19 protein-coding genes are annotated in these 22,304 nt (G+C 71.7%); 12 read left to right on the forward strand and 7 right to left on the reverse strand.

The window, feature by feature from the left end; genetic code table 11:
• Positions 1–142: 142 nt before the first annotated feature.
• The 7 genes from IOD14_RS37370 to IOD14_RS37400 all read left to right on the forward strand — a co-directional run bounded on the left by IOD14_RS37370 (position 143) and on the right by IOD14_RS37400 (position 7,269).
• Positions 143–1,210: an ABC transporter substrate-binding protein gene (locus tag IOD14_RS37370; RefSeq protein WP_212672622.1), complete on the forward strand. Its 1,068-nt coding sequence runs from the start codon at positions 143–145 to the stop codon at positions 1,208–1,210.
• Complete coding sequence (locus tag IOD14_RS37375) at positions 1,207–2,055, forward strand: ABC transporter permease (protein WP_123989243.1); 849 nt, start codon at positions 1,207–1,209, stop codon at positions 2,053–2,055. The genes IOD14_RS37370 and IOD14_RS37375 overlap by 4 nt, the downstream gene beginning before the upstream one ends.
• Positions 2,031–2,756: an ABC transporter ATP-binding protein gene (locus IOD14_RS37380; RefSeq protein ID WP_123989244.1), complete on the forward strand. Its 726-nt coding sequence runs from the start codon at positions 2,031–2,033 to the stop codon at positions 2,754–2,756. The genes IOD14_RS37375 and IOD14_RS37380 overlap by 25 nt, the downstream gene beginning before the upstream one ends.
• Positions 2,753–4,090 (forward strand): LLM class flavin-dependent oxidoreductase, encoded by a 1,338-nt coding sequence (locus IOD14_RS37385; protein WP_212672623.1) that lies wholly within the window; start codon positions 2,753–2,755, stop codon positions 4,088–4,090. Before IOD14_RS37380 ends, IOD14_RS37385 begins: the two co-directional genes overlap by 4 nt.
• Before the next feature lie 15 nt (positions 4,091–4,105).
• Positions 4,106–5,002 carry a TauD/TfdA family dioxygenase gene (locus IOD14_RS37390; RefSeq protein WP_123989246.1) on the forward strand — a complete coding sequence of 299 codons (897 nt, stop codon included), beginning with the start codon at positions 4,106–4,108 and terminating at the stop codon, positions 5,000–5,002.
• Positions 5,003–5,115: 113 nt separating this feature from the next.
• Positions 5,116–6,501: an amino acid permease gene (locus IOD14_RS37395; protein ID WP_212672624.1), complete on the forward strand. Its 1,386-nt coding sequence runs from the start codon at positions 5,116–5,118 to the stop codon at positions 6,499–6,501.
• A 126-nt stretch (positions 6,502–6,627) separates the two neighbouring features.
• Positions 6,628–7,269: a superoxide dismutase gene (locus IOD14_RS37400; protein WP_123989248.1), complete on the forward strand. Its 642-nt coding sequence runs from the start codon at positions 6,628–6,630 to the stop codon at positions 7,267–7,269.
• Between the two features lie 120 nt (positions 7,270–7,389).
• Here the strand turns inward: IOD14_RS37400 and IOD14_RS37405 are convergent, their stop codons facing one another.
• Genes IOD14_RS37405 through IOD14_RS37415 form a run of 3 tightly spaced genes read right to left on the reverse strand, consistent with a single transcriptional unit; the run spans position 7,390 to position 10,276 of the window.
• Complete coding sequence (locus IOD14_RS37405) at positions 7,390–8,166, reverse strand: SAM-dependent methyltransferase (protein WP_123989249.1); 777 nt, start codon at positions 8,164–8,166, stop codon at positions 7,390–7,392.
• A gap of 12 nt (positions 8,167–8,178) precedes the next feature.
• Positions 8,179–8,802: a histidine phosphatase family protein gene (locus IOD14_RS37410; RefSeq protein WP_123989250.1), complete on the reverse strand. Its 624-nt coding sequence runs from the start codon at positions 8,800–8,802 to the stop codon at positions 8,179–8,181.
• A gap of 43 nt (positions 8,803–8,845) precedes the next feature.
• Entirely contained in the window at positions 8,846–10,276 is a 1,431-nt protein-coding gene (locus IOD14_RS37415; protein WP_212672625.1) for an FGGY-family carbohydrate kinase, read from the reverse strand.
• A gap of 108 nt (positions 10,277–10,384) precedes the next feature.
• Here IOD14_RS37415 and IOD14_RS37420 point away from each other — a divergent pair, with 108 nt between their 5' ends.
• Genes IOD14_RS37420 through IOD14_RS37430 form a run of 3 tightly spaced genes read left to right on the forward strand, consistent with a single transcriptional unit; the run spans position 10,385 to position 13,130 of the window.
• A complete protein-coding gene (locus IOD14_RS37420; RefSeq protein WP_212672626.1) occupies positions 10,385–11,428 on the forward strand; it encodes a 2-hydroxyacid dehydrogenase in 1,044 nt (347 codons plus the stop codon).
• 21 nt (positions 11,429–11,449) lie between these two features.
• Positions 11,450–12,877: an FGGY-family carbohydrate kinase gene (locus tag IOD14_RS37425; protein WP_212672627.1), complete on the forward strand. Its 1,428-nt coding sequence runs from the start codon at positions 11,450–11,452 to the stop codon at positions 12,875–12,877.
• A 55-nt stretch (positions 12,878–12,932) separates the two neighbouring features.
• Positions 12,933–13,130 (forward strand): hypothetical protein, encoded by a 198-nt coding sequence (locus IOD14_RS37430; protein ID WP_249126169.1) that lies wholly within the window; start codon positions 12,933–12,935, stop codon positions 13,128–13,130.
• On the opposite strand, the gene IOD14_RS37435 is transcribed toward IOD14_RS37430, so the two are convergent.
• Entirely contained in the window at positions 13,131–13,793 is a 663-nt protein-coding gene (locus IOD14_RS37435; protein ID WP_212672628.1) for a DsbA family protein, read from the reverse strand.
• 137 nt (positions 13,794–13,930) lie between these two features.
• Between IOD14_RS37435 and pepN the strand changes: the two genes are divergently transcribed.
• Together pepN and IOD14_RS37445 are read left to right on the forward strand one after the other, a co-directional pair.
• Positions 13,931–16,525 (forward strand): aminopeptidase N, encoded by a 2,595-nt coding sequence (gene pepN, locus IOD14_RS37440; RefSeq protein WP_212672629.1) that lies wholly within the window; start codon positions 13,931–13,933, stop codon positions 16,523–16,525.
• A gap of 206 nt (positions 16,526–16,731) precedes the next feature.
• Complete coding sequence (locus IOD14_RS37445; protein WP_212672630.1) at positions 16,732–17,790, forward strand: hypothetical protein; 1,059 nt, start codon at positions 16,732–16,734, stop codon at positions 17,788–17,790.
• 67 nt (positions 17,791–17,857) lie between these two features.
• Here the strand turns inward: IOD14_RS37445 and IOD14_RS37450 are convergent, their stop codons facing one another.
• From IOD14_RS37450 to IOD14_RS37460, 3 genes are all read right to left on the reverse strand, one after another.
• Positions 17,858–19,060: a glycosyltransferase gene (locus IOD14_RS37450; protein ID WP_212673485.1), complete on the reverse strand. Its 1,203-nt coding sequence runs from the start codon at positions 19,058–19,060 to the stop codon at positions 17,858–17,860.
• A gap of 142 nt (positions 19,061–19,202) precedes the next feature.
• The gene (locus IOD14_RS37455) at positions 19,203–20,345 is read right to left on the reverse strand and encodes a serine hydrolase domain-containing protein (protein ID WP_123989258.1); all 1,143 of its coding nucleotides are present in this window, start codon (positions 20,343–20,345) and stop codon (positions 19,203–19,205) included.
• 99 nt (positions 20,346–20,444) lie between these two features.
• The gene (locus IOD14_RS37460; RefSeq protein WP_123989259.1) at positions 20,445–22,211 is read right to left on the reverse strand and encodes a TIGR03767 family metallophosphoesterase; all 1,767 of its coding nucleotides are present in this window, start codon (positions 22,209–22,211) and stop codon (positions 20,445–20,447) included.
• Positions 22,212–22,304: the final 93 nt, after the last annotated feature.

Below are 22,304 nucleotides of genomic sequence, written 5' to 3' on the forward strand. Positions count from 1 at the left end.
TTCATGAGCCCTCGCCTGTACTGTCGCGCCCTTTGTTGCTGACACGTTGCCCCGTGTGACGCGCTCATTTCTCTCGCATGAACTCTCGCATGAACTCTCTTCTCCCAGAGTTTTCCCGTGCGCTGATTCCAGGAGTTTCCCCATGTCTTTTTCCCGTACGTCCGGCGTCGACCGGCGCCTGTTCCTCTCCTCCCTCCTCGGTGCCGCGGCCGGCGTCGCCGGGCTCAGCGGCTGCGCCTCCAGCAGTGCCGCCGCGGACAGCGAGGAGGCCCTGTCCGCCCCGCTCGCCGCCAAGGTCCCGGCCGGCACGAGTCTGAAGATCGCCTCGTACCTGGGCACTCAGCAACTCCAGTTCAAGCTCGCAAAGTTGGGCGAGCTACCGTTCAAAGTGGCCGGATGGGCCAATATCGGCGCGGGTCCCGATGTCATCAACGCCTTTCGCGCGGGCTCCCTCGACATCGGCAACAACGCGGGTATTCCGCCGATCCAGGCGCATTACCAGGGATACGACGCGAAGATCGTCGCGATCAACATCACCCGCAAGCCGAACTACCTTTTCGCCACCAAGCCGGGCAGCGACATCCGCACAGTCGAGGACTTCAAGGGCAGGAAACTCGCCTTCTCGCAGGGACAGGCCCAGGGCGTGGTCCTGCTGCGGGCGCTGAAGCAGGCCGGGCTCTCCTACGACGAGGTGAAGCTGGTCCCGCTGACCAGCAACCAGTTCTTCACCGCGCTCCAGTCCGGCCAGGTGGACGTGGCCCCGCTCGCCAACAGCCAGGCGCCCGCCTACCTCCAGCAGTACGGGGCCAAGGGCGCCCGTGCCATCACCACCGACGTGGTCGACCTGCTCAACCTGCTGTGGGCGCCCGTCTCGGTGCTGAGCGACCCCGCGAAGGCCGGCGCGGTCGCCGCCTACGTCCCGTACTGGGCCAAGGGACAGGTGTGGACGTACGAGCACCCCGACATCTGGAACGAGGAGTTCTACGTGAAGACGCAGAACCTGACGCTCCCCCAGGCGAAGGCGGTCACCGCGCTCGCCAACAAGCCGCTGTTCCCGCCGAGCTGGGCCGAGGCGATCAAGTGGGAGCAGGAGACCGCGGACCTGCTGGCGGAGGGCGGCTTCGTGAAGAAGTTCGACGTGAGCGATCTCTTCGACCGCCGCTTCGAGGGCATCGCGGCGAAGTCCGTGGCCGCGGAGTACCGGAGGTGAGCGCCGTGACCACGACCGAAGCCGCCGTCACGGTCGCCCCGGCCGAGGACACGCCCCAGGTTCGCAGGCGACGCCGGCTCTCCCCCGGCAGGCGGCTGCCCGCCGCCCGGCTCGGCGGGCCGGTCCTCCTCCTCGCGCTCTGGGCCGCCGCCTCCGCCGCGGGACGGCTCGACCCGGCCGCGGTCCCGGCGCCGTGGACGGTGGTGCGGACCGGTGTGCGGCTGTGGACCGACGGGACCCTGCCCACCGACGTCCTGACCTCGCTGCGGCGGGCCGCGTCCGGGTTCGCGATCGGCCTGGCCGCCGGTGTCCTGCTGGCCCTGGCCTCCGGCCTCAGCCGGGCCGGCGAGGCGCTGATCGACGGCACGGTCAACCTCAACCGGGCGATCCCGACCCTCGGTCTGATCCCGCTGTTCATCCTCTGGCTGGGCATCGGCGAGACCTTCAAGGTCGCCATCATCGCGATCGTCGTCTACATCCCGATCTATCTGAACACCCATGCCGCGCTGTCCGGCATCGACCACCGCTTCGTCGAACTCGCCGAGGTCCAGGGCCTGTCGAGGTGGGCGTTCGTACGGCAGATCGTCATCCCCGGCGCGCTGCCCGGATTCTTCGTGGGACTCCGGCTCGGCGTCACCGGCTCCTGGCTGGGTCTGGTCGTCCTGGAGCAGATCAACGCCACCAGCGGACTCGGCTACATGATGTTCCAGGCCCAGAACTACGGCCAGAGCGATGTGATCCTCGTCGGTCTCGTCGTCTACGGCGTCTTCGGCCTGGTCTCCGACAGCGCGGTCCGTCTCGTCGAACGGAGGGTGCTGTCATGGCGACGCACTCTGAGCAGCTGACCCGGCCCGCGGTGCAACTCCGCGGCCTGACCAGGTCGTTCGACGGGCGTACCGTCCTCGACGGCGTCGACCTCGACATCCCGGCCGGACAGTTCGTCGCCCTGCTCGGGCACAGCGGCTCCGGCAAGAGCACGCTGCTGCGGGCGGTGGCGGGCCTGGACCACGAGGTCGCCGGAAGCGGCCGGCTCACCGCCCCCGAAAGGGTGTCCGTGGTCTTCCAGGACTCCCGGCTGCTGCCCTGGCGGCGGGTCCTGGACAACGTCCTGCTGGGCACGGACGGCGAGGAACGGGGCCGCGAGGCGCTCGCCGAGGTGGGCCTGAAGGGCCGCGAACGGGCCTGGCCGAGCGAGCTCTCCGGCGGCGAGGCCCAGCGCGCGGCACTGGCCCGCTCACTGGTCCGCGAGCCCGAACTCCTGCTGGCCGACGAGCCGTTCGGGGCCCTCGACGCCCTGACACGCATCAGGATGCACGCCCTGCTGAGGGAGCTGTGGAAGCGCCACCAGCCGTCCGTCCTGCTCGTCACCCACGACGTGGACGAGGCGATCGTGCTCGCCGACCGGGTGCTCGTGCTCGAACAGGGCCGCATCGGCCTCGACCTGACCATCGACCGCCCGCACCCGCGCTCCTACCGGGATCCCCTGCTGGGCGAGTACCGCGAACGACTGCTGGCCGCACTCGGCGTCACGGAGGACCACGCATGACCGCAAGACAGCTCCATCTCAACGCGTTCCTGATGAACACCGGCCACCACGAGGCCTCCTGGCGGCTCCCCGAGAGCGACCCGTTCGCGCATGTCTCGCTCGACCACTACGTCCGTCTCGCCAGGATCGCCGAGCGCGGCACCTTCGACTCGCTCTTCCTCGCCGACGGACCGCAGTTGTGGAGCGACCTCGCCCAGCGGCCCGCGGGCGCGCTGGAGCCGCTCACGCTGCTGACCGCGCTGGCCGTGGCCACCGAGCACATCGGGCTGATCGCGACCGCCTCCACCTCCTACAACTCCCCCTACAACCTGGCCCGGAAGTTCGCCTCGCTGGACATCGTCAGCGGCGGCCGGGCGGGCTGGAACATCGTCACCACCGCGGGCCGGGAGGCGGCCCGCAACTTCGGTCTGGAGCACGAGCCCGCGCACGCGGACCGGTACGCCCGGGCCGCCGAGTTCCTCGACGTGGCCCTCAAGCTCTGGGACAGCTGGGAGGACGACGCGATCGTCGGCGACAAGGCGGCCGGCGTCTGGGGCGACGACACGAAGATCCACCCGCCCCGGCACCGGGGGAAGTACTTCAGCGTCGAGGGCGCGCTCAACGTGCCGCGCACTCCCCAGGGATACCCGCTGCTCGTGCAGGCGGGCTCCAGCGAGGACGGCAAGGAGTTCGCGTCCCGGTACGCGGAGGCGGTGTTCACCGCCCAGCAGACCATCGAGGACGCGCGGGCCTTCTACGCCGACCTCAAGGCGCGCACCGCCGCGGCCGGCCGGGACCCGGAGCACATCAAGGTGCTCCCCGGCATCGTCCCCGTCATCGGCGCCACGGAGACCGAGGCGCTCGCGAAGGAGCGCGAGCTGGAGGACCACATCGTGCACCGGCACGGTGTGGCCAATCTGGAGCGGCTGCTGCAACTGCCGGCGGGAACGCTGGAGCTGGACCGGCAGCTGCCCTCCGACCTGCCGCCCGAGTCCGCCGTCGAGGGCGCCAAGAGCCGCTACACGCTCGTCGTGGAGCTGGCCCGGCGCGAGCGCCTGACCGTGCGCCGGCTGATCGGGCGGCTCGGCGGCGGGCGCGGCCATCTCACCTTCGCCGGCACGCCCGAACAGGTCGCCGACGCCATCGAGACCTGGTTCACGCAGGGAGCCGCCGACGGCTTCAACATCATGCCCCCGGTCCTGCCGTCCGGTCTGGACGCCTTCGTCGACCACGTCGTCCCGCTCCTGCGCGCCCGCGGCCTGCTCCGCGCGGAGTACGGGCCCCGCCGGACCCTGCGGGAGCGCTACGGCCTCCCGCGCCCCGCCAACCAGTACGCCCAGCCCGTCCACGTCTAGGAAGGACCCCACCCCATGTCCGGTATCGAGATCCACAAGGTCACCGCGAACATCGGCGCCCACGTCTCCGGCGTCGACCTCTCCAAGCCCCTGGACGAGGAGACGGCCACCGCGCTGCGCGAGGCCCTCAACGTCCACAAGGCGCTGGTCTTCGACGAGGTGAACCTCGACGACGAGGGCCAGCAGGCCTTCGCCCGGCACTTCGGCGAGCTCACCACCGCCCATCCGACCGTGCCCGCCGTGGACGGCTCCCCCAACGTCCTGCCCGTGGACAGCGAGGGCGGACGCGCCGCCAACAACTGGCACACCGACGTCACGTTCGTCCTCAACCCGCCCCAGGCCAGCACTCTGCGCAGCCTGACGATCCCGCCGTACGGCGGCGAGACGCTGATCTCCAACTCGGCGGCCGCGTACCGGAACCTGCCCGAGCCGCTGCGCCGGCTGGCCGACGGGCTGTGGGCCGAGCACACCAACGACTACGACTACGCCGTACCGGAGGAGTCGCTGGACGAGGAACAGGCCGCCCGGCGCGCCCAGTTCACCTCGATCAAGTACCGCACGGCCCACCCGGTGGTCCGGGTCCACCCGCTGACCGGTGAACGCGGGCTGTTCATCGGCGGGTTCGCGCAGCGGATCGTGGGGCTTTCGGTGGGCGAGTCCCGCAAGGTCCTGGATCTGCTCCAGGCGTACGTGACCCGCCCGGAGAACCTGCTGCGGCACCGCTGGTCGGAGAACCAGCTCGTGCTCTTCGACAACCGCATCACCCAGCACTACGCCGTGGACAACTACGACGGTCTGCCGCGCCGGCTGCACCGGGTGACCGTCGCCGGGGACGTGCCGGTGGGCATCGAGGGCAAGGAGAGCTACTCGATCGAGGGCGACGCCTCGCACTACACGGCCGTAGCGGCGTAGTCACCGCGGGTGCCGGCGGCGTCCGCATCGTGGGCGGTCTCCCCTGTGAGCTGGGGAGACCGCCCACACTGTGGGCGTTTTTGCCCGTCTCACGCACTGGACGAACCACGCCCATGCCCAGCACCGCCGTCACGACTCCACAAGAGTCCGACGCCTCCCTGACCCACGGCCTCAAGCAGCGCCATCTGTCGATGATCGCCCTCGGCGGGGTGATCGGCGCCGGACTGTTCGTCGGTTCCGGCGCGGGGATCGCCGCCGCCGGCCCGTCGATCGTCCTCGCCTACACGCTCTCCGGCCTCCTCGTGATGCTGGTGATGCGGATGCTCGGCGAGATGTCGGCCGCGTACCCCTCCTCCGGCTCCTTCTCCGCGCACGCCGAGCGGGCGTTCGGCCCGTGGGCGGGCTTCACCGTCGGCTGGTCCTTCTGGATCCTGCTGTGCACGGCCGTGGGCCTGGAGGGCATCGGCGCCGCCAAGATCGTGACCGGCTGGCTCCCCGGCACCCCCGAATGGGCCTGGGTGGCCCTGTTCATGCTGGTCTTCTGCGCCACGAACCTGGCCGCGGTGAAGAACTTCGGCGAGTTCGAGTTCTGGTTCGCCGCCCTGAAGGTGGGCGCGATCGCTCTGTTCCTGGTCCTCGGAGTGCTGGCGATCGCCGGCGTCCTGCCCGGCACGGACTCCCCCGGCACCGCGAACCTCACCGGCCGGGGCGGCTTCTTCCCGGGCGGCGGCGAGGGCCTGGTCGTCGGCCTGCTCGCCTCCGTCTTCGCGTACGGCGGCCTGGAGACGGTCACCATCGCGGCCGCCGAGTCCGAGGACCCGGTACGCGGGGTGGCGGGCGCGGTCCGCACCGCGATGTGGCGCATCGCGCTGTTCTACGTCGGCTCGATGGCGGTCATCGTCACCCTGGTCCCCTGGGACGCGAGGACGGTCGTGGAGAAGGGGCCGTACGTCGCCGCCCTGGACGCAGTGGGCATCCCGGGGGCGGGCGGGCTCATGAACGTGATCGTGCTGGTCGCCCTGCTGTCCGCGATGAACGCCAATGTCTACGGCGCCTCACGCATCGCCTACTCCCTGGTCGGGCGCGGCCTGGGCCCCCGCGCGCTGGGCCGCGTCTTTGGCGGTGTCCCCCGTGTCGCGGTCCTCGCCTCCAGCGTCTTCGGCTTCGGGTGCGTGGTCCTCAGCCTCTGGCGCCCCGACGACGTCTTCTCCTGGCTCCTCAACATGATCGGCGCGGTCGTCCTCGTCGTCTGGGCCTTCGTCGCCCTCTCGCAGTTGCGCCTGCGCCGCGCCCTGGAACGCGAGGCCCCCGACCGGCTCGCCGTCCGCATGTGGGCCTTCCCGTATCTGACCTGGGTCGCGCTCGCGGGCATGACCGCGATCCTCGTCCTGATGGCCCGTGAACCGGACACGCGCGTGCAGCTGTACTGGACGAGCGGCATGACCCTGGTCCTGGCGGGAGTGGGGTACGCGCGACAGAGGAGGCGCGCCGGGGCCTGACCCCGGCGCCCGGAAGTCCCCTCCGGCACCTTGCGAAAAGACCCCCGGTTCACCCACGGGGGTCTTTTTGTTGCTAGCGTGCAGTTGCAAGCTCTTTGCAATAAGAGGTTCGGAGGGGACCCCCGCATGCCCGTCTACACGTTGCCCGACCTGCCGTACGACTACTCCGCACTCGCCCCCGTGATCAGCCCCGAGATCATCGAGCTGCACCACGACAAGCACCACGCGGCCTATGTGAAGGGTGCCAACGACACCCTGGAGCAGCTGGCGGAGGCGCGCGACAAGGAGTCGTGGGGGGCGGTGAACGGGCTGGAGAAGAACCTGGCCTTCCACCTCTCCGGGCACATCCTGCACTCCATCTACTGGCGGAACATGTCCGGCGACGGCGGCGGGGAGCCGCTGGAGGCCGACGGGGTCGGGGAACTCGCGGACGCTATCGCCGAGTCCTTCGGGTCGTTCGCCGGGTTCAAGGCGCAGCTGACCAAGGCCGCCGCGACCACCCAGGGCTCCGGCTGGGGCGTGCTCGCCCACGAGCCGCTCAGCGGGCGGCTGATCGTCGAGCAGGTCTACGACCATCAGGGCAACGTCGGCCAGGGCTCGACCCCGATCCTGGTCTTCGACGCCTGGGAGCACGCCTTCTATCTGCAGTACCGGAACCAGAAGGTCGACTTCATCGACGCGATGTGGGCCGTCGTCGACTGGCAGGACGTGGCCCGGCGCTACGAGGCTGCCAGGTCCCGTGCGGACGTGCTGCTGTTGGCGCCCTGAGCGGCCATCGCCCAAGCGTCCCGCCTCGTGATCGTCTTCTCAACCTTCATGCGGGCGGGCGGAAGGACGGGAAGCCCCCGCGAGGACGTGACTCGCGGGGGCTTCCCTGTGGCCGGTCGCTCAGGGCTTTCGGCCCACACCGCCGTGCTGGCCGATCGGGGCCGGGGCCGCGTCGCCGTCCGGGCGCCACAGCGGGACCGAGACCACGCCCGGTTCCACCAGCTCCAGTCCCTCGAAGAACGCCTCGATCCGGTCGACCGGGCGCAGGAAGTAGGGCACCGCACCGGTCTCGTTGTAGGCGTCCTGGGCCTGCTCGTAGTCCGGGTCGGTGCCGCGCGAGCCGTCGTTGACGCACAGGTAGCTGCCGGAGGGCAGGCCCGCCAGCAGACGGGCGACCAGGTCGCGGGCCAGGTCGTAGTCGGCGACATGGCCGAGGAGGCCGCTGAGGATCAGACCCGTGGGGCGGGTGAGGTCGAGGGTCCGGGAGGCCGCCTCGAGGATCTTCTCCGGCTCGTAGAGCGTCAGGTCCTCGTACGCCGTCTCGCCCTCCGGGGTGGAGGTGAGCAGGGCCCGGGCGTGGGCGAGGACCAGCGGGTCGTTGTCGACGTAGACGATCTTCGACTCGGGGGCGATGCGCTGGGCGACCTCGTGGGTGTTGTCGACCGTGGGCAGCCCGGTGCCGACGTCCAGGAACTGGCGGACGCCCGCCTCCTCGACCAGGTACCGGATGCTGCGGCCGAGGAAGGCGCGGCTGCTGCGGGCGATGGTGACGATGCCGGGGAAGACGGCCGTGTAGGCGTCGCCGGCCGCTTCGTCGACGGGGTAGTTGTCCTTGCCGCCGAGCCAGTAGTTCCAGATCCGGGCCGAATGCGGCACCGAGGTGTCGATCTCCGTCATGGTCCTATCGTGCTACGACCGGTCCTGCTCGCACGGCACATTGAGGGAGAGAAGTGCGGCGGATCCGTGCTCGTCGAGGCGGAGTTCGGTGATCGCTGCGTTGCGCAACCGCGGGAACACTCTGCGGTACTCCCCGAGCGGGATCGACAGCAGTGTGCACAGCACCAGCCGCAGCAGGGTGTTGTGGGCGACGACCAGGACACGTTCGCCGGGGTGGGCGGCGGCGATGCGGCGCAGGGCCTGCGTGCCGCGGGCGGCGGCCGCCGCCGGGTCCTCCGCGTCCGGGAAGGGATAGCTCACCGGGTCCGCCCGGAACGCCTCGGCCGCATCGGGCACCTCGGCGGCGAACTCCGCGAGGGTGCGGCCCTCCAGCACCCCGAAGTCGCACTCCCTGAGGCCGGGTTCGCGGTGCGGGGTGACGCCGAGGGCACGGCAGGCGGGGTCGGCGGTGGCGATCGCCCGCGACAGGGGTGACGTCCAGACCGCGTCGGGGCGGTGCGCGGCGGCCCACCGCCCGAGCGCCTCCGCCTGGGCCCGGCCCTCGTCGGTGAGCCCGATGTCGCTCACGCCCGCGTAACGGTTCTCGGCGTGCCAGATGGTCTGTCCGTGCCGGGCCAGCAGCAGGGTCGTGCTCATGTGGGTGCGGTCTCCAGGTTCTCGGCGGTCGCGGCCGTCGTCGTCACGAGTGCGCGGTGTCCCGGTCCAGCCGGGCGCGGGCGTGGGCCGCCACCTCCGCCGGGAGCCAGCCGCGCTGTCGCAGGGCGTCCAGGAGGCGGGCGTACGGCTCGGCGAAGAGGGTGGTGCGGGCGGGGTTCGGGTCGAGTGTCGCGCGGATGCGGACCATGCGCTCGGCGATGTCCGTCAGGGGTTCCCCGGTGACGCCGTGGGCCGCCAACGCGGCCATGCCCAGCGCCGGTTCGGGCTGCTCGGGGATGTGTGCCGGACGGCCGAGGACGTCGGCGCGCAGCTGGTTCCAGTACGGGCTGCGGGCGGCACCGCCGGTGAAGGTGAGGGGGCCGTCGAGGGGGGCGCCCAGGTGGTGGAGGTAGTCGAGGCACAGGCGTTCCGCGAAGGCGACGCCCTGCAGGATCCCGGCCCAGCGGTCGGCGTCGTCGGCGGGGGTGCCGAGAAGGAGGGCGGTGGCGTCCGGGGCCCGGAAGGGGAACCGCTCCCCCCGCGAGACCAGCGGGTAGGCGAGCGTGCCGGACGGCTCGAACGCGGCCGCCCGTTCGTCCATGGCCGCGGGGTCCGCGTCCGCCGGGAGCGCGCCCGCGCCCACGCTCGACGCCCCGCCGGGCAGCCAGGTGCCGTCCGGCGCACGGTGGTTGTAGACCACGCCGGTGGGATCACGGACCGGGTCGGGGGCGGCTCCCTTCAGCACGAGGGTGGTGCCGAGCACCGAGTTCCAGGACCCGTGCCGCAGGGCGCCCGCCGCGATCTGGGCCGCACAGCCGTCGGTCATGCCGGCGACGACCGGCGTCCCGGCGGGGATGCCGGTGGTCTCGGCGGCTTCCGGACAGACCTCGCCGAGCCGGGTGCCGGGCCGGACCACCTCGGGGAGGTCCAGGGCGATGTCCGGCCAGGCGTCGCGCTCGAGGTCGTAGCCCGTCTTGAGCGCGTGGCTGGAGTCGGTGGGCACCGGCCCGCCGACCAGCCGGGCGGTGACGGTGTCGGGCTGATGGGTGACCCTGCCCCCGCCGTGCACTCCGACCAGCCACAGCGCCTTCGGCAGCGCCCAGGTGTCCTGCACCGCGAGGCCCGCCTCCCGCAGCCCGGCCGCCTCGGTCGCCGCGCGGGCGTCGTCGTACATGAGCGCCGGGCTCGTCGGCCGGCCCTCCGGGTCCGTCAGCAGGACCGTCCCGGACGTCCCGCACACCGCGAGGCCGCCGACGCGTACGCCCGTCAGGGTGGTGAGTGCGGCACGGGAGGCCGTGCGGACGGCCTCCCACCACTCCCCCGGATCCTGCTCGTGCCGCACGCCCTCGCGCCGGCCGCCGAGCGGGGCGGAGCCCCGCCCCAGCACGGTTCCGTCGGCCGTGACCGCCAGGGCGCGCACGCTCTGGGTGCCGAGGTCGATCCCCAGCCACGCCGTCTCGTTCTCGTCCGTCATCCCTGCCATCTCCGCCCTGCCGGCACCTCCCACCCGCACGGGGTCTATGCGTACCCCGGACACGCGGCTCAACATCGTGACAGTGAAGCGACGATCCGGAGGTCGACGATGACCCACAGGACCGAGCCCGTCCGTGTCGTGGCGGCCGGCGACCACTTCGTACTGCCGGGGCTGATCGCCGGGGCCGTCGAGGCCGAGCTGGGCGGCATCGCCGTGCGCACGCGGGAGTTGAAGCTCGGCTGGCCCCTGGAACCCTTCGGGCCCGTCTCGGAGGTGACGGAGGCGAGCGACGCCGAGGACGAACTGATCGAGGCGCTGGACGGCGCGGAGGTCCTCGTCACCCAGATGGGCCCCGTCACCGAGCGGGTGCTGAACGCGGCCGACCGGCTGAAGCTGGTCGTGGTCTGCCGGGGCGGCCCGGTCAACGTGAACCTCGACGCGGCCAAGGCCCGGGACGTCCGGGTGTGCTTCGCGCCCGGTCGCAACGCCGCCGCCACCGCCGAGTTCACCGTCGGCATGCTGCTCGCCGCCGTGCGCCGCATCCCGCAGGCCCACGATCTCCTTGCCGGACAGGGCAGTTGGGAGGGCGGCGCCGCCTACTACACGTACGAGCACAGCGGTCTGGAGCTGGAGGACCTGCCCGTCGGTCTCGTCGGCTACGGCGCCGTCGGCAGCCGGGTCGCGCGCGTGCTGTGCGCCTTCGGGGCGCAGGTCATGGTCTACGACCCGTATGTGCGCGGCGAGATCCACGGCCTGCGCGTGTCCTCGCTGGACCGGCTCCTCGCCCGCTCCCGGGTGATCACCCTGCACGCTCGTCTCACTGCCGAGACGCGCGGGCTGATCGGCGCCCGCGAGCTGGCGCTGCTGCCTCAGGGTGCGGCCGTGGTGAACGTGGCGCGCGGCCCGCTGGTGGACGAGTCCGCACTGTGCGACGCGCTGGAGAGCGGCCGGCTGTCGGCGGCCGCCCTGGACACCTACGAGCACGAACCCCTGCCCGCGGACTCCCGGCTGCGCGCCCTGGCCGACCGGGTCGTCCTGACCCCGCACCTCGGCGGGGCGAGCCGCGCGGTGGCGGAGAAGGCGGCGAGGATCGCGGCGGAGGAGGTGGGCCGCTGGGTGCGGGGGGAGCGGTTGGCGCACTGCCTGACGTGACGGTCACAGGAGGGAATCTGCATGTACGTCGGTATCGATGTGGGCACGTCCGTCGTCAAGGCCGCCGCCTTCGACGGTGAGGGTCGCCAACTGGCCGTCGAATCGCGCCCGGTGGAGCTCTCCCTGCGCGGCGGATTCGTCGAGCAGGACATGGAGGAGGTCTACGACGCCGTCGTCGACGTCCTCGCCACGCTGACCGGGCGGGTGCCCGAGCCGGTGGAGCTGGCCGGGCTGACCGGGCAGGGCGACGGGGTGTGGCTGGTCGACAAGGAGGGACGGCCGGTGCGGTCCGCCGTGTCCTGGATGGACGGGCGGGCGCACGAACTGCTCGACCAGTGGCTCGCGGACGGCACCTTCGAGACGGTGTTCCGGCGGACCGGCGGTGCGATGTTCCCGGGCTCGCCGGGGCCGCTGCTGGCCTGGCTGGACCGGTACGACCCGAAGTCCCTGGAGGCCGCCGCGGCCGCCGTGTACTGCAAGGACATGGTCTTCCAGCGGCTCACCGGGGCCGTGCGCGCAACGACGGACGTGTCGGACGCGTCGATGCCCTTCCTCGACCCGCGGACCCGGACCTACGACAACCGGGTGGTGGAGCTGCTGGGCCTCACCCGTCGCCGGCGGCTGCTCGCCCCGGTCGCTGATCCCATCGCCACGGGCGAGACGCGCGGTGCCGGGCTGCCGTCCGGGACGCGGCTCTCGAACGGGCCGTACGACCTGCCGGCCTGCGCGCTGGGGGCGGGGGTCGTCTCGCCGGGAGACGGGCTGCTGATCGTGGGCACGTGCCTCGCCGCGCTGGTCGCCACGACCGAGCTGGATCTGAGCGGTGAGCCGGCCGGGCTGTACATCTCGACCGACCGGCCCGGGCACCGGCTGCGGGCGATGCCGGCGATGGTCGGGACGGCCGCGCTGGACTGGGTGCTGTCGACGACGGGCGTGACGCACGCCGAGGTGGACGAGCTGCTGGCGGCGACTCCGCCGGGGGCGCACGGGGTGCGGGTGCTGCCGTACTTCGCGCCCTCCGGGGAGCGGGCTCCCTTTGTCGAGCCTCATCTGCGGGCCGAGTTGAGCGGGGTCTCGCTGGAGACGACCAGGGCCGATCTGATCCGGGCGGCCTGTGAGGGGATCGGGTACGCGGCCCGGCACTGTCTGGAGGCGGCGGGACTGACGGGGTCGCTCGCGGTGTGCGGCGGGGGGACCCGCAGTTCCGCGTGGATGCGGCTGCTGGCGGATGTGCTCGGGCGGCCGCTCAGGGTCGTGGAGGGGGAGGTGGGCGCTCGGGGGGCCGTGCTGGCCGCGGCCGAGCGCTACGGAGTCTCGCTCGACGCCGGGGTCTGGACCGAACCGACGGCGGTCGTCGAGCCGGATCCGGAGCGTTCCGCGTACTACTCCAAAGGGTTCCAGGAGCATCTGGTGCGGTTGGATGAGGCACGGGGGCGGGCCGGCCGTTAGCCGCGACATCGTCGTGGCCGGTCGCCCCCTGAGGGGGTTGCGGTTCACGGTGTTCATGAGGTGTGCGAACTGCGGTGGGAGCCTTCAGGAGTTCCGGGCGCTCACCGACGCCGAGCAGGCGTACGTCCGGGAGCACAAGCCCAGGCACACCCGCCTGGGCTCGTACTACCGCTGTGCCCGTGAGGGCTGTCTTCGCTACCAGCGGCTCGGGGATCAGAACGACGGGGGTTCCTTCCCCGAGCCGAAGAAGTGACTACAGGTTGCTGAAGTCCGGACCCTTGGTGCGCGTGCGCTTGATCTCGTAGAAGCCCGGGACCGAGGCGACCGCCACGGTGCCGTCCCAGAGGCGGGCCGCCTCCTCGCCCTTGGGGGCCGGGGTGACGACCGGGCCGAAGAAGGCGATCTGCTCGCCGTCGGGGCCGGGGACCGCGATGACCGGGGTGCCGACGTCCTGGCCGACCTTGTCGATGCCCTCCTTGTGGGAGGCGCGCAGCTCCGCGTCGAACTCGAAGTCCTTCTGGTCGAAGTACTCGATCAGGTCGGCGGGCAGGCCGACGTCCGCCAGAGCGCCTTCGACGGCCTCCCGCGTCGGGCCCTGGCCCTCGTTGTGGATACGGGTGCCGAGCGCGGTGTACAGCGGGCCGAGGATGTCGGAGCCGTGCTTCTGCCAGGCCGCGGTGACCACGCGGATCGGCTGCCAGGCCTTGGTCGCCAGCAGCTCGCGGTACTCCTCGGGCAGCTCGTCCAGCTTGGGCTCGTTCAGCACGGCCAGGCTCATGATGTGCCAGTGCACCTCGATGTCCCGGACCTTCTCGACCTCCAGGACCCAGCGGGAGGTCATCCAGGCCCAGGGGCACAGCGGGTCGAACCAGAAGTCGACGGGGGTCTTGCCGGAGGTGCTCGCGGTCTCGGACATGGGTCTCCTAGAAAGGTGTTCGTTTCAACCGGCAACACCGCTCGTCACACCCCCCATTCCCGGCTGACCGATGTCAGGGGCACATGGCAGGATCGGGCCTGTCCGCATGCTGAACACCATCCGAGGGAGCATCGCCCGTGCCCGGTGAGAATCTGTCCCGCGACGAGGCCCGGGAGCGGGCCGCCCTGCTGTCCGTCGACGGGTACGAGGTGTCCCTCGACTTGCGCTCGGCGGTCGGCGACGAGTCGGGGGACGGCCCGCGCACCTTCCGTTCCGTGACCACGATCCGCTTCCGCTGCAACGAGCCGGGGGCCACGAGCTTCGCGGACCTGATCGCGCCGAGCGTCACGGCGGTGTCGCTGAACGGCCGGGACCTGGACCCGGGCGCGGTCTTCGACGGCTCCCGGATCGCCCTGGAGGACCTGGCCGCCGACAACGAACTGATCGTCGACGCCCAGTGCGCCTACTCCCGCACCGGCGAGGGCATGCACCGCTTCGTCGACCCCGAGGACGGCGAGGTCTACCTCTACACGCAGTACGAGCCGGCCGACTCCCGCCGCGTCTTCGCGAACTTCGAGCAGCCGGACCTCAAGGCGCCCTTCCGCTTCGAGGTGCGGGCGCCGCAGGGCTGGGTGGTCTGGAGCAACGGGGTCGGCTCGGAGAGCGACGGCGTGTGGCGGTTCGCGGAGACGAAGCCGATCTCGACGTACATCACCTGTGTCGTGGCGGGCCCGTACCACTACGTGACGGACTCCTACTCCCGGGTGCTGGAGGACGGTTCGACCCTGGAGATCCCCCTCGGCGCCCTGTGCCGCAAGGGGCTCGCCCCCCACTTCGACTCCGACGACGTGTTCCTGGTCACCAAGCAGGGCCTGGACTTCTTCCACGAGCACTTCGACTACCCGTACCCCTTCGGGAAGTACGACCAGGCGTTCGTGCCCGAGTACAACCTGGGCGCGATGGAGAACCCGGGGCTGGTGACCTTCCGCGAGGAGTACATCTTCCGCGGCAAGGTGACGCGGGCCTCCTACGAGGGCCGCGCCAACGTCATCCTGCACGAGATGGCCCACATGTGGTTCGGCGACCTGGTCACCATGGTGTGGTGGGACGACCTGTGGCTGAAGGAGTCCTTCGCGGACTTCATGGGCACCTTCGCCAACGTCGGCGCGACCCGATTCAAGGACTCCTGGATCACCTTCGCCAACCGCCGCAAGGCCTGGGCCTACCGCGCCGACCAGCTGCCCTCCACCCACCCGATCACCGCCGACATCCGCGACCTGCAGGACGCCAAGCTCAACTTCGACGGCATCACCTACGCCAAGGGTGCCTCCGTGCTGAAGCAGCTCGTCGCGTACGTCGGCCAGGACGCGTTCCTGGAGGGCGCGCGGCGCTACTTCAAGCGGCACGCGTACGGCAACACCCGCCTCGGCGACCTGCTGTCCGTCCTGGAGGAGACCAGCGGGCGGGACATGGGCGCGTGGGCGCGGTCCTGGCTGCAGACGGCCGGGGTCAACTCGCTGACCCCGCAGGTGCTGCTGAGCGCCGAGGGCCGCGTCGACGAACTGGCGGTCGTGCAGGAGGCCGCCGAGTCGCACCCGGAGCTGCGGCCGCACCGGGTGGCGGTCGGTCTGTACCGCCGTACTCCCGAAGGGGCTCTGGAGCGGTACGCGCGCGCCGAGGTGGACGTCGACGGCCCGCGCACGGTCGTGACGGAGCTGGCCGGTGCCGAGGCCCCGGAGCTCGTGCTGGTCAACGACGACGACCTGACGTACTGCAAGACCCGCTTCGACGCGGGCTCCCTGGAGACGCTGAAGTCGGCGCTCGGCGACCTCACCGATCCGCTCGCCCGGGCCCTGTGCTGGTCGGCGCTGTGGAACATGACGCGGGACGCGCTGCTGCCGGCTAGCGAGTTCGTGGACATCGTGCTGCGTTTCGCGGGCCGGGAGTCCGACATCGGCGTCCTGCAGATGCTGCACGCCTGGGCCGAGTCGGCGCTCGTGCACTACGTGGCGCCCGAGGGGCGGGAGCGGGCCGGCGCGCTGCTCGCCGAGGGGGCCGAGCGGGAGCTGCTCGCCGCCGAGCCGGGCAGCGAACAGCAGCTGGCGTGGGCGCGGTTCTTCGCGCGGACGGCCGGGGGGCCGGGCTCCTTCGAGCTGCTGCGGGGTCTGCTGGAGGGCGCGGCGGACATCGCCGGGCTGGAGGTCGACCAGGAGCTGCGCTGGGCGTTCCTGGAGCCGCTCGCCGTGCACGGGATCGCCGACGAGAAGGTGCTGGCCGCCGAGCTCGCCCGGGACGACACCGCGTCCGGCAAGCGGCATCACGTCCGCTGCCTCGCCGCGCGTCCCTCCGCGGCCGTGAAGGCGCAGGCGTGGGCGCAGGTCGTGGAGTCCGACGCGCTGTCCAACGCCCTGGCCGAGGCCACGATCTCGGGGTTCGACCGGCCCTCGCAGCGGGAGCTGCTCGCGCCGTACACGGAGAAGTACTTCGCGGTGATCGAGCGGATCTGGCAGGACCGGTCGATCCAGATCGCCATGAACATCGTCTCCGGGCTGTTCCCCTCGCTCCAGGACTCGCCGGCCACGCTGGACGCGGCCGACGCGTGGCTCGCGGCGCACGAGGAGGCGGCGCCGGCTCTGCGCAGGCTGGTGCTGGAGGGTCGGGACGATCTGGCGCGGGCGCTGCGGGGTCAGGCGTGCGATGCGGGGGCCGTCAACGCCGTCAACACCGCATGACCTTTGGCCTGAGCTTGGGCTCCCGGTAGCCGTTACGAAATACGGGCAATAACAACCGTAACCCCTGGTCCCGCCCGAAGGGACCAGGGGTTTTCGCCGCCTACTCGGCATCCGAACACCCGTCCTTTAGTGCTGCCTTGTCCGCATTTGTCGACGGACGTGTAACAGCGGTTAGCGGGCGGTCCGGAGGCGGGAATCTCCGCTGCATGAACCACAACACCCCGGTCCCCCCGCTCTCCCCCCGCCCTCTGCGCCACCTCTCCGAGGTGCACCGCCGGGTCATGACCGCCGGCCGGCTGCGCACGGCCGGTGTCTCGGTCGCCGAAGCGAACGAGCAGTGCCGGCCCGGCGGCCCCTGGCAGCAGATCCTCCCCGGTGTCTTCCTGCTCCACCCGGGCCCGCCGACCAGCGAGGAGCGGCTGCACGCGGTGCTGATGTACGCGGCACGGGAACAGGGCACCGGGGTCCCCTCGCAGCCGGGCGCGGAGGAGCCGCACCGCCCGGTGTACGCCGAGGCGATGATCACGGGGCTAGCGGCGCTGACGCTGCACGGCTTCAGCTCGACCCCGCCGCTGCTCTCCCTGGACCGGATCGACGTCCTGGTCCCGAGGATGCGCCGGCTGCGCTCCACGGGATCCGCGCGGATCATCCGCACACCGGCGCTCCCGGACGCCGAACAGGTCACCGGCCTCCCGGTCGCCCCCGTCCCGCGCGCCCTCGCCGACGCGGTCACCGAACTCACGGACGCGGGCGCGGTACGCCGGCTCCTGACCGAGGCGGTGCGCGGCGGCCACTGCGAACCCGCCTCGGTCGTACGGGAGCTGAACAACGCCAAACTGCTGAGCCGCCCGCACGTGGTGGACGCGGTGGACTCCCTGCTCGCCGAGGGCCGTGCCATCGCCGAGGACCGCCTGTACCGCATGGTCGAGGAGCACGGCCTGCCCGACCCGGTCTGGAACGTCGACCTCAGGCTCCCGGGCGGGCCCCACCTGGGCGGCCTGGACGCGTACTGGCCCGAGCAGGCGGTCGCGGTGGAGCTGGACACCCGGGCCCCGCGCCAGGGCCACCGCCAGGACGAGGACGCCCTGTGGTCGGAGTACGCGCGCAAGCGCGAGCACCTGGAGCGCCTCGGCATCACGGTCGTCCACATCACCCCCCGCAAGCTCCGGGACGCGATGGAACAGCAGGCGACGGTGATCCGTACCGCGCTCATGGCCGCGGGCGACCGTGATCCCGCGGCCTATGTCGTGGTGCTGCCCCGGTAGTGACGGACCGGGGCGGGACCAGGAGGGGAGAGGAGGGGCCACGGCACCGGGGTGCCGGGGCCCCTCCTCATTGCGCGTGCGGCCGCCGGAGCGGGTCGGGCAGCGCGGGGCGGGCGGCGCCCGCGGCGGCACGGTCCAGCAGGGCCGCGTACGACGCGATCATCCTCGTACGGCTGAAGCGTTCGCGGCTCGCCGCGAGGGCCGGGGCGAGGTCGGTGCGGGCGGCCACCGCCCGGGACCAGGCCGCCGCGATCGTCTCCGGGTCCGGGTCCGTGATCAGGCCGTGGCCCGCCACGATCGCCGCGCTGTCACCGACGTCGGTCGCCACCGGCACCGCGCCGCACATCATGCCCTCGATCAGGCACAGCGGGGCGGCCTCGCCCCAGGCGGAGGTGAGGGCGACGACGTCCGAGGCGGCGTACAGCGTCTCCATGTCGCGCCGGACGCCCAGCAGCCGCAGGCCCCGGTCCGCGAGGGCCGGGACCCCCTGGAACGCGGTCGCGATGTCCGCGGTGAGCCCGGGGTTGGCCGTCGTCATGCCCGCCCCGCACATCAGCACCTGCCCGTCCGGGACCCGGTCCAGCCAGGCGCGGGCGGCGGCGAGCAGCAGGGGGACGTTCTTCATGGCGTCGTAGCGGGCGGCGAAGACGACCACGGGGGCCGCCTGGTCGATGCCGAGTTCCGTGCGGAGCGCGAGGCGGCGGGCCGCGTCCGGGCGGAAGCGGAAGAGATCGACGCCATTGGGGATCACATGGAGGAGCTCGGAGGGGATCCCGGCGGCCCGGTACGCGTCCCTCGTCGACTCGGCGCAGCACACGCAGGCCACGACCGTGCCGTCGGCGATGGCCGCCTTCAGCTCGTCGAGGGCGGTGCCCTGGTTCTCCGGGTCGGAGCGGTGCAGGCAGACCACGACCGGGCGGCGGGGCAGCCCCGCCTGGTTGAGCAGCCCCAGCGGCTGTTCCTTCAGGGAGAGCACCACGTCCGCGCCCGCCGTCGCCCGGGCTGTTTCGGCCAGCTCCGGTCCGGTGAACCCGGCCGAAACGCCGGTGCTCCGGAAGGTGCGGCCGAGGGAGGTGACGGCGACCCCGGCCGCGGTCAGCGCCCGGTAGCAGGTGTCGTCCGTCATCCGCTGCCGGGTCGCCTCCCGGTGGACCTCGCCGTACAGGCTCAGCACCTGATGGTGCTGGCCCCCCTCGGTGAGACCCAGCACGATGTCGCTGTGCACGATCCGGGCCCCACCGGAGAAGAAACCCTCGTAGACCGACAGCACTCGCAGCTCGTGTCCCGTACGCACACGACCACCCGCCTTGCACACAATCGAGCCATCCCCGTGAAGTGCGGGTTAGCCGATATGAGGCGGTACGGACATTACGTCCGGATGAACTGCGTGCTTCGTATCCGGGTCGGCGCGACTACTCGCCGCAGAACTCCGCCTCCACCACCGCGTCGGTGTCCCCCGACCAGTCGCCGTTGAAGTTGAAGGCCAGGGAGTGGCGGCCGTCGGCCGTGGTCACGGCCACGGAGTTGGAGCCGTGGATGCCGCCGTCGTGGCCCCAGACATGGACCCCGCAGCTGAGCTTCCGGTCGATGAGGGCGAGGCCGTAGCCGGCGTTCGGGATGCCCTCGACGGTCACCGTGGTCTTCATCTCCTTCAACTGCTTCGGCGGCAGCAGCCTGCCCTGCATCAGGGCCGAGTAGAAGCGGTCGAGGTCGGCCGAGTCGGAGATCATCTCGCCCGCCGAGGAGGCCAGCGAGGGATTCAGCCTCGTGACGTCGTACGTCGGTCCCGTCGCCGTCTCGGCCAGCTTGGAGTAGGCCCGGCTGCTGGGCCGCGGGACGGTGACACGCGTGCCGGGGACCGAGGTGGCGGTCAGGTGCAGGGGGTCGATGATCCGGTGCCGGATCTCCTCGCCGTACGGCCGTCCGGTGGCCTTCTGGATCACCATGCCGGCCAGGACGTAGTTGGTGTTGGAGTAGTTCCAGGACGCGCCCGGGGCGAAGTCCGGCTCGTGGGCCATGGCGATCGCGACGAGCTGCTCGGGGCTCTGGGTGTCGTAACGATGCTTGAAGAAGCCGTCCTTGAGGAAGTACGTGCGCGCGAACGGCTCGTCGGCGGTGTAGTTGAAGATCCCGCTGGTGTGGTTGAGAAGCTGCCGGAGGGTGATCCGGCTGCCGTCGTGGCCGTTGCCGCGGACCACTCCGGGCAGCCACTTCTCCACCGTGTCGTCGAGCGACAGCCGTCCCTCCGCCTCCAGTTGGAGCAGCACGGTGGAGACGAAGGTCTTGGTGATGGAGCCGACCCGGTAGCGGTCGTCCACCGAACGCGGTGCGTGCGTCCTGAGGTCGCCGACCCCGGCGGTGGTCGACCAGGTGCTCCGGCCGTCCTTCGCGGTGAGCGTCACGCCCGGCACGCCGGCCTTCACCGCGGCGCGGACGGCCTTCCTGGTGGCCCCGTGGGTGTCGGTGTCGGCCCCGGCCGCCATCGCCGGGGCGGCGAGGGCGGTCGTGAGCGCCACCGCCGTCGCCCCGACCACCACAGTCGTACGTACGGTCATGTCTTCCCCCTGTCCAGGCACGCTCGGTGAGCGTGATCGGCGGGAGAGACCCGGGACGGGCGGGGAGGGTTGAGGCCGGTGCGGCCGGTTGGGCCGGTTTCAGCCCTTCTTGAGAACCAGCTCCGTGTTCCGGTCCCCCGAGGCGCCGCCCAGCTTGTTGCTCGAACCCGGGGCGTTGTAGGCGAGCTCGCGGTAGAGGGCGGCGAGGCCGGTCTGGGAGAGGTCGGTGAAGTCGGTGCGGTGGGGGGCCGCGGACTCGATCAGGGTGGTGAAGATCGACACCGTGCCGTCCTTGTTGTCGACCAGCTCGATGACCCGCGCGAGGTGCGGGAAGTCGATGTGGGAGGCGGTGGAGATCTCCCAGAAGGAACGGCCGTCGGGGGCCGCGTGGGCCTTGATCACATTGCGGTGGATGTGGCCGTTGACCCAGGCCAGGACGTTGCTGTGGCTGCCGAGGAGGGCGACGACCTCCTGGCCGTTGTGCCGGCGCTCGCCCGGGTGGGCCGGGTCGGGGCGGGTGTTGTCCATCGAGTCGCTGGTGTGGTGGCTGAAGACGACGACGTAGGAGTCCTTGTTCTCCCGCAGCGTCCGGTCCAGCCAGCGCAGCTGCTTGGTGCCGATGGATCCCTGGTAGTGGCCGCCCGGGTCGGTGGTGTCGAGGCTGATGCCCACCACGTCGTCGGCGATGCGGAAGCTGTAGTACTGGGTGCCCGCGTCGAGGTTGGCGGTGGAGTAGCCGTGGCCCACCGGGCCCACGCCGCGGTGCGCGGGGTCGAGGTGGGCCGTGAGGTAGTCGCGGGCGGTGTAGGGGGCGCGCCGCTCGTCGGGGGTGACCGAGCGCATGCTGCGGGCGTGCGCCTTGAGCAGGTCGCGGAAGGCGTGCCCCTGGGGGTCGTTGGCCTTCCTGATCATGTCCTGGAGCTTCTTGGACTCGGAGGCGGGCAGCGACATGAGCTTCTTGCCGCCGACGGCGTACTCGGCGAGCCAGGAGTCGCCGTGGCCGTAGCAGCCGAGCGGCAGGCTGTCGTGGTTGCCGACCGTGGAGTACCAGGGGATGTTGAGGCCGGGGCTGTTCAACTCCCGGATGGCGGCGGCGAGGTAGCCCCGCAGGTGCGGGAAGCCGAGCTGCTTGTCGTGGTCGCGGGTGGTGGAGTCGGGCTGCCAGTACTGCTTGAGCCCGCTGTTCTGCACGCCCTCGTAGTGGCGCGGGTCCCCGGAGTTGGGGGTGATCCGGCCGCCGCTCATGACGGTGAGGAACCAGTCGAGCTCGGTGCGCGAGTTGTTGTCCGTGTTGTCGCCGGTCGTCATGGCGAACTGGAGCGGGGCGCCGGTGGCGGGGGCGCCCCGCAGCGCGTTGATCCGCTCGACGAGCGAGATCGCGCCCGGCACCGTCAGGGCCTCCTGGGGCCGCCAGGCGTGCACGTCGGTGGAGCGCAGGTACTCCAGGCGCATCGGGTGCTGGCTGTCCATCAGGTGCAGGTCGGTGAGCTGCACGAACGCGGCCAGCGGGGTACGCCGGCCGGCCCGCCCGGCCTTCGGGGCGGCGAGGTCGGAGCGCACCTTGCGGCTCCATCCGGGGCCGTTGCCCAGGCGCCGGTAGCCGGAGCCGGTGCGCGGGGCGGCGACGGAGGCGACGGTGGTGCCGCGGGTGTACGGGGCGAGGGGAGCCTCGACCGGGGCGGCGGCCCGGTGCACGGTCTGGGCCACCGGTGCCCCGGCGGCACCGGTGGTCGTCGCGGCCTGGCTGTCGATGGGCCGCAGGGCGTAGCCGACGCCCACGGAGGCGGCGGCCGCGCCCGCGGCGGCGAGGACGGTACGGCGGTGGACCCCCAGCGTGCTGCTGGCGACAGAGCGTATGCGCGACATGGCGCGATCTCCCCGAGTGCGAACTGCGTCGGCAGTGGTCGCGGGAGTCGCTGTCGCGAATTTCCCGCTCGCTCTGGATGCTTGGCACCGGGA

The sequence above is a fragment of the Streptomyces sp. A2-16 genome (assembly GCF_018128905.1).
Classification (GTDB): Bacteria; Actinomycetota; Actinomycetes; order Streptomycetales; family Streptomycetaceae; genus Streptomyces.